Source organism: Streptomyces thermovulgaris, from assembly GCF_002155915.1.
In the GTDB taxonomy this organism is placed as follows: Bacteria; Actinomycetota; Actinomycetes; order Streptomycetales; family Streptomycetaceae; genus Streptomyces; species Streptomyces thermovulgaris.
In genome coordinates this window covers 1-7,034 of record NZ_MUME01000346.1, presented here as the reverse complement: position 1 = coordinate 7,034, position 7,034 = coordinate 1, and the positions used below count along the sequence as shown (strand labels likewise).

General features: G+C 73.0%; 5 protein-coding genes and 1 pseudogene. 1 reads left to right on the top strand and 5 read right to left on the bottom strand.

Annotated features, from left to right (window positions below):
* From CCN35_RS28990 to mtnA, 5 genes are all read right to left on the bottom strand, one after another.
* A partial coding sequence (locus CCN35_RS28990) for a ComF family protein (protein ID WP_425444314.1) occupies nucleotides 1-405 on the bottom strand: 405 nt, incomplete at its 3' end.
* A gap of 341 nt (nucleotides 406-746) precedes the next feature.
* Nucleotides 747-2,579 carry an LpqB family beta-propeller domain-containing protein gene (locus CCN35_RS23635; protein ID WP_086794272.1) on the bottom strand — a complete coding sequence of 611 codons (1,833 nt, stop codon included), beginning with the start codon at nucleotides 2,577-2,579 and terminating at the stop codon, nucleotides 747-749.
* On the bottom strand, nucleotides 2,569-4,653 hold the full coding sequence (mtrB, locus tag CCN35_RS23630; protein ID WP_067399591.1) for an MtrAB system histidine kinase MtrB: 2,085 nt from the start codon (nucleotides 4,651-4,653) through the stop codon (nucleotides 2,569-2,571). Before mtrB ends, CCN35_RS23635 begins: the two co-directional genes overlap by 11 nt.
* A gap of 1 nt (nucleotide 4,654) precedes the next feature.
* The gene (gene mtrA, locus CCN35_RS23625) at nucleotides 4,655-5,344 is read right to left on the bottom strand and encodes a two-component system response regulator MtrA (protein ID WP_201450929.1); all 690 of its coding nucleotides are present in this window, start codon (nucleotides 5,342-5,344) and stop codon (nucleotides 4,655-4,657) included.
* 188 nt (nucleotides 5,345-5,532) lie between these two features.
* Nucleotides 5,533-6,675, bottom strand: coding sequence for an S-methyl-5-thioribose-1-phosphate isomerase (gene mtnA, locus CCN35_RS23620; protein ID WP_086794271.1), 1,143 nt, complete (start codon nucleotides 6,673-6,675; stop codon nucleotides 5,533-5,535).
* A gap of 155 nt (nucleotides 6,676-6,830) precedes the next feature.
* Here mtnA and CCN35_RS28985 point away from each other — a divergent pair.
* Nucleotides 6,831-7,034: pseudogene (locus CCN35_RS28985) on the top strand (hypothetical protein); the annotation flags it as partial.

Below are 7,034 nucleotides of genomic sequence, written 5' to 3'. Positions count from 1 at the left end.
CGACCGCCCCGCGCCCGCCGCTCCCGCGTCTGCTCCCGGCCCTGTGCCTGTCCCGGCTCCCGCTCCTGCCCCCGGCTCTGCGCCAGTACCTGCCCCTGCCCCTGCCGCGGCTGCCCGCAGTCCGGCCCGCACCGCACCCGCCAGCGCCACGCCCAGCGGGCGCGCGAGAGCCAGGGCGCCCCGCTCCTTGTGGGCGAGCAGGGCCGCCCGGACCGCGTCCGCATACGGAACCGCCGCGTACACGGCCGGCAGCCCGGGCGGCTCCGGCACCGGACGCACCCGGCGCGGTGCACCCCCGCCCAGAGCGGCCCGGCACGCGGGACAGAGCACCGTGCGCGGCCGGCCGCAGCCCCCGCACTCGGCCGGCAGCACCAGGTCGGTCAGGTCCTGCCACCACCCACGCATGCACTCCACTGTGCCCACGCGGCGGCGTCCCGGCCGGCCCTGTGGACAACCCCCTGTGGACGACTCGGCCCGGGACGATCAGGGCTTCCCCCACACGCGTGAAGGCGGAACGCCCGGCCAGGGCGGCACGGGCAAAAGAAGACGAACAGGGCAGCGCCGGCAGGCACGGACAGAACGGAACGCAAACAGAACAAAACCAAAAAAGAGGAACGGGCCGGCATGGGCCGACACGACCGGCACGGCACAGCCCGGCACAAACCGGCACAGCCCGGCCGGGCTCGGAACGCCCCCGGGACGAGCGCGGAGCGCGAGAAGCGCCCGGCCCGGACGGACCGAGGCACTCAGCCCGGATAGACCGGTGCCCGCCCCTCCTTGATCACCTTCTGCCACTGCGCCCCGGACGGCAGCCGGACGATCCCGTCCTCCGACGAGTACGCCACCAGCGGCAGCCGGTCGTCCTCGGACGCGGCGATCGACTGCACCCCGGTGAGCGCGGCGGGCGGCGGGCCCTCCGGTGTGGAACCGTCGACCTGGACGTACCGCATCGCCTGCACGCCGCCCTGCTCCCGTCCGGCCACCACGAGCCGGCTGTCACCGGCCCACGACATGGCGGTGACGTCCTCCAGCTCCGGCGTCGCCGAACGCAGCCCCATCACCGACACCTCCGGCCGGTCCCCGACGCTGCCGTCCCGTTCGATCCGCCCGATGAGCAAGGACTTGTGGCCGTCCTCCGCCTGCACGACGAGTGCGATCCGCACCCCGTCGGCGGCCACCCGGACCGCGTCGACGCGTCCCTTCAGCCCGGGAACGCGCACGTCGATCGGCTCTCCCCCGCCCTGCTCCAGCATCAGCAGCCGCGGCCGGGCGGGATCGCGGTCGGCCACCCACAGGTCCCCGCGGGCGTCCCAGCTCGGCGCCGTCAGCCGGTCGGTCTCGGTGACACCGTTGCTCCGCAGCACGGGCGGCTCGAGCGCACCGCCCGTCACCAGCGAGCCCACGAACAGCGACTTCCCGTCGGAGCCGACCCCCGCCGCGGTGTGCTCGTCCCACGACACGGCCGCCGACCCGAACCGCTGGACGCCCTCGCCCAGGGCACCGGGCACCGGTTCCGCGGTGGTGCCGGTGCCGGGCAGCCGCACCAGCCGGCCCTCGTCGTCGATGAAGTACAGGTACTCGGGACGCTTCACCGGCCCGCGCCGGGCGACGGTCACGGCCCGGTCCTCCCCGAGCGTGCACAGGGTGCTGCCGTCGGCCCGCTGCAACGCGACCGTGTCCACCGTGGGCGTCAGGTCCTGCAGCGTGAACAGCAGCTGGGTCGCCATCTCCCAGCACTTCTCGCGTCCCACCTTGGACGCCCTGCCGTTCAGCGGCACGGTCAGCTTGTTCTGGTCGTCGGGGGTCAGCTCGGCGACGCCGTCACGCAGCGCCGTACCGGCCGGGAAGCTCGACCGGACCGCCGGCGCCAGCCAGTTCGTGGGTCCGGCCAGCAGGGAGCGCACCATCTGCGTCATCGCGTCCACCCGCCGGCGCACATAGACGGGGTCGGCGACGGCCGTCTCCGGCACCCCCGCCCCGGTGTCGGAGGCGAAGTAGTACTTGTTGACGGACATGTAGTTGCGCTGGAAGTCCGACTGGCCCATGACGACGCCCTGCGGCAGCACGTCGATGCGCCACTGCTTGCTCTTCCTGTCCCGCGTCAGACGCACCGGCTGGCTGTAGCGGCCGGTCACCGGCGTGTACGCCTGCTGCTCGTCCACCCGGGCCACCTTGCTGCCGGTCAGGATGAACGTGTAGTCGTCGGCGTCGGTGTCGACGTTCCTCGTCGTACGGTCGACCTGGATGCCCGGGCCGTCGGCGAGCACGGTCGTGGACGACTCCGGCCGCCATCTGCGCGCGGCCGGTTCCGTCAGATACTGGCGGGCCGTCGCATACTGCGGATCGTCGCTGGTCAGCGCCTCCAGGAAGCCCTGCAGGATCTCCGCGGGCGGGGCGCCCTCCCGGGGAGGCATGGCGAACACCCGCACCTCGGTGTCCCGGCGCGAGGTGGACTCCACGTCCCGCATGCCCCCGCTGTCGGGCATCGTGGCGCAGCCCGCCAGCAGGACGGCCCCGCAGACGGCGTACACCGCCGCACGCACCGGCCGCCGCAGACCCCCCTCGCGGTCAGTGCCCACGCCTTGCCTCCCCTTGCTGCGTCACGTCCCGGGCCCCGGCTCCCTCCGGCCGTGCGGAGCCCTCCGACTCGCTCTTCACCGTCTCCACCGCGGACGCGTCCTCCTGCCGCCGGGCGTCCGCGCCCGGCCGGGGCACCACGCGCGCGCCGTTGCCGGGCAGTGCCGTCGGATCGGCCGCGGGGACCGCCGCGGCGGGCCGGGACGCGATCGGGTCCCGTGTCGCGGCCGTGCGCTCCCCCGTCGCCTGCATCGGCACGGTGGCACGCTTCTCTCCCCCGCCGGACGAACCGGCGTTCTTCTCCAGGCCCCGGTTGCGCCGTGAGTCCTTGGGCTCCAGCGGTATGGGCGAGCCCCGCAGCGGCTCGTCCGCGGTCCGGGGCAGGGTCAGCCGGAACTGCGAGCCGCCGCCCGGCTCGCCCCACGCCTGGAGCCAGCCGCCGTGCAGCCGGGCGTCCTCCAGGGCGATCGACAGCCCCAGGCCCGTACCGCCCGTGGTCCGCGCTCGTGCCGGGTCCGCGCGCCAGAAGCGGTTGAAGACACGGGTCGCCTCGCCCGGCTTGAGTCCGACGCCGTAGTCGCGCACCGCGATCGCGACGGCGCCTCCGGCCGCGGCGAGCTTGACGATCACGTCCTTGCCCTCGCCGTGCTCCACGGCGTTGACGACCAGGTTGCGCAGGATGCGCTCCACCCGCCGTGCGTCGGCCTCCGCCACGATGGGCTGCTGGTCGCCGACGACCCGGATCCGGGTGCCCTTGCGCTCGGCCAGCGGCTCCGCACCGCTGACGACCCGGTGCACGACCTCCCGCAGGTCGATCGGCTCGGCCTCCAGCGCCGCCGCCCCCGCGTCGAAACGGCTGATCTCCAGCAGATCGGAGAGCAGCGCCTCGAACCGGTCCAGCTGGTCGGCGAGCAGCTCCGCCGAGCGGGCGGTGACCGGGTCGAAGTTCTCCCGCGCCTCGTGGATGACGTCGGCGGCCATCCGCACGGTCGTGAGCGGGGTGCGCAGTTCGTGCGAGACGTCGGAGACGAACCGGCGCTGCATCCGCGACAGGTCCTCCAGCTGCTGGATCTTCAGCTGAAGGTTCTGCGCCATCTTGTTGAAGGCCTCGCCGAGCCGGGCGATGTCGTCCTCGCCGGTGACCTTCATCCGCTCCTGCAGCCGCCCGGCCGACAGCCGTTCGGCGACCCCGGCCGCCATCCGCACGGGTGTGACGACCTGCCGCACCACCAGCCAGGCGATGGCCCCCAGAAGCACGACGACGAAGAGACCGGCCGTCGCCAGGGTGCCCTTGACCAGGCTCAGCGACTTCTCCTCCTGGGTGAGCGGGAAGAGGTAGTACAGCTGGTACGGGTCACCGTTGGGGTCGTTGATCTGCTTGCCGATGACCAGCGCGGGCTGGGGGTCCTTGTCGCTGTCCTTGTAGACGATGCGGGTGTAGCGCTGGACGGCCACCATGCTGTTGTTGATCCGCGCCCGCAGGTCCTCGGGCACGCTCGCCATCGGGTCGACTCCGCCGGAGGCACGCGGACCGCGCCCGCCGCGGCTGTCGTCGCCCGCGGGCAGCGTGACCACGTCGAAGGCCCCCTGGCCGCCGCTGGACAGCGAGGACACCAGGTCGCTCATCCACTGGATGACGTTCGGGGAGGGGCGGCCGTCCGCCGAGGAGGCGGCGTCCCCGGTGGCTGCCGCCGCCTCGTCGGCCCGCTGCTTGGCCACCGCGAAACCGCCGGTGGCCTGGCTCTGCGACGCCTTCACCTTGGCGTCCAGCAGCCCGTTGCGCACCTGGCCGATGACGACGAAGCCGAGCAGCAGCACGACGCCCAGCGACATCAGCAGCGTGGTGACGACGACCCTGAGCTGGATGTTGCGCCGCCACAGCCGGATGACGGGCAGCAGCGGTCGCCGCACCCAGCGCAGAAACAGACGCAGGACCGGGCTGCCCTGCACACCGCCGTGCAGCAGCCCGCCGTCCAGAAGACACCCCCAGCGGGACCGCGGGGCCGTCCGGCCGACAGGCCGCCCCGCGCGGGTCCCGGTCCCTCCGGGTGTCGAAGCGGCCCTGTCCTCGGACACGTCAGTTCGGCCCGGCCTTGTAGCCAACTCCACGGACGGTCACCACGATCTCGGGCTTCTCCGGATCCTTCTCGATCTTGGAGCGCAGTCGCTGCACATGCACGTTCACCAGGCGGGTGTCGGCCGCGTGCCGGTAGCCCCAGACCTGCTCCAGGAGCACCTCGCGGGTGAACACCTGCCACGGCTTGCGGGCGAGGGCGACCAGCAGATCGAACTCCAGCGGCGTCAGCGCGATCGACTGCCCGTCCCGCTTCACGGAGTGACCGGCCACGTCGATGACGAGGTCACCGATGGTGAGCTGCTCCGGCGCCGGCTCCTCCGACCTGCGCAGCCGCGCCCGGATCCGGGCCACGAGCTCCTTCGGCTTGAACGGCTTCACGACGTAGTCGTCGGCGCCGGACTCCAGACCCACCACGACGTCCACGGTGTCGCTCTTGGCCGTCAGCATCACGATCGGCACCCCGGACTCCGCCCGGATCAGACGGCACACCTCGATGCCGTCCCGGCCCGGCAGCATCAGGTCCAGCAGGACAAGGTCGGGCTTGGTCTCACGGAAAGCCGCCAGCGCCTTGTCGCCGTCGGCTACGAAAGACGGCTCGAAACCTTCACCACGCAGCACGATTCCGAGCATCTCGGCCAGTGCGGTGTCGTCGTCGACGACAAGGACTCGTCCCTTCATGAACGACATCATCCCATTCTCGTAACGGCTGCGAAGATCCAGGTGAGGGAGTTCACTGGCCCGTGACGATAGTCGTACGGCCTCACTACTGTCTGCTCCCGCCGTCCGGGAACGGGACACCGTCCCCGTCAATCCGGTGTCGTCCGACGTCATCCGCTCCTTTCCGGCCGCCCTCCCCCCCTGCCCGGCCGCCGTCCGCGCTATTCGGCCACCGCCTGCCGTGACCTCGCGCACAGATCGGCCAGAGCCCCGGCCGTCACCGGCGAAACGGTTCCCTCCTCGGTGACGATCGCGGTCACCAGCTCGGGCGGGGTCACGTCGAACGCCGGGTTGTAGGCCTGCGTGCCCAGCGGTGCGACCGGGACGCCGCCGCCGGCTCCCGTGACCGGGACCTGGGGCGCGACGACCTCGGTCACCTCATAGCCCGGGCGCTGCTCGATCTCGATCGCCGCACCGTTCGGGGTGTCCGGATCCACCGTCGTCACCGGCGCCACCACGATGAACGGCACATGGTGGTAGCGCGCCAGCACCGCGAGCGGATAGCTGCCCACCTTGTTCGCCACCGAGCCGTCGGCGGCGATGCGGTCCGCCCCGATCAGCACGGCGTCCACCTCGCCGGCCGCGAACAGCGAGCCCGCCGCGTTGTCCGTGAGCAGGGTGTACGGCATCCCCGTGCGGGCCGCCTCGTACGCCGTCAGCCGCGCGCCCTGGAACAGCGGCCGGGTCTCGTCCACCCACAGCCGCCGCAGCCGCCCCGCGCGATGCGCCGCGAGCGCCACCGCGAACGCCGTCCCCTCCCCGCCCGACATCAGCGCCCCGGTGTTGCAGTGCGTGAGGATGCGATGCCCGCCGCCGGGCTGCAGCTCGTCCAGGAGCGCCAGCCCGTGCCCGGCCATCCGCGCACTGGCCCGGGCGTCCTCCTGGTGCATCTGCCGCGCCGCGGCCAGCGCGGCCGAGGCGGCCTGCCGGACGTCACCGGTCCTGGCCAGCGCCGCCTGGTAGGCGGACTGGGCCCGGCGCACCCCGACGGAGAGATTGACCGCCGTGGGCCGGGCACCCACCAGCGACCTCGCGGCCTCGTCCACGTCGAAGCCGCGCGCCGCGGCGAGCGCGACGCCGTACGCCCCGGCGATGCCCAGCAGCGGGGCCCCGCGCACGGCCAGCGACCGGATCGCCTCCACCAGCGCGGAGGCGTCCGTGCACACCAACTCGACCTCCTCGGCGGGCAGCCGGGTCTGGTCGAGGAAGACCAGGACCGGCCCCTCGGGCGGTTCCTCCCAGCGGACCGCCGGTGTCCCGGCCGACCGGTTGTCCTCGCGGGTCTGCGCGTACTGATCAGTCATGCCGTCAGTCTTCCCCGTAGCCGACGGTCCTCCCATGTCCGACGGACAATTGAGGGGATGCGGCGGTCACCACCGGTCACCCGAGGACCGCCCCATGGCACGATGGCTGCGAATCCGCCGCCGCGACCGCGGACGGGAACCGGGAAGGAGCGACGATGAACAACACTCCGGGCTGGTCCTCGCCCGGATCCTCCCCTTCCGACGGACAGGAGCCGGTCGGGTCCGGACCTGCCGACGCCACCGGCCACCCCGGCCCCGCACCGTCCGCGGACCAACCGGGCGGACAGCAGCAGAGCTCCGGCGTGAAGTGGGCCAAGGAACAGCCGCCGCCGGGCCAGTGGACCGCGCCCACGGGAACC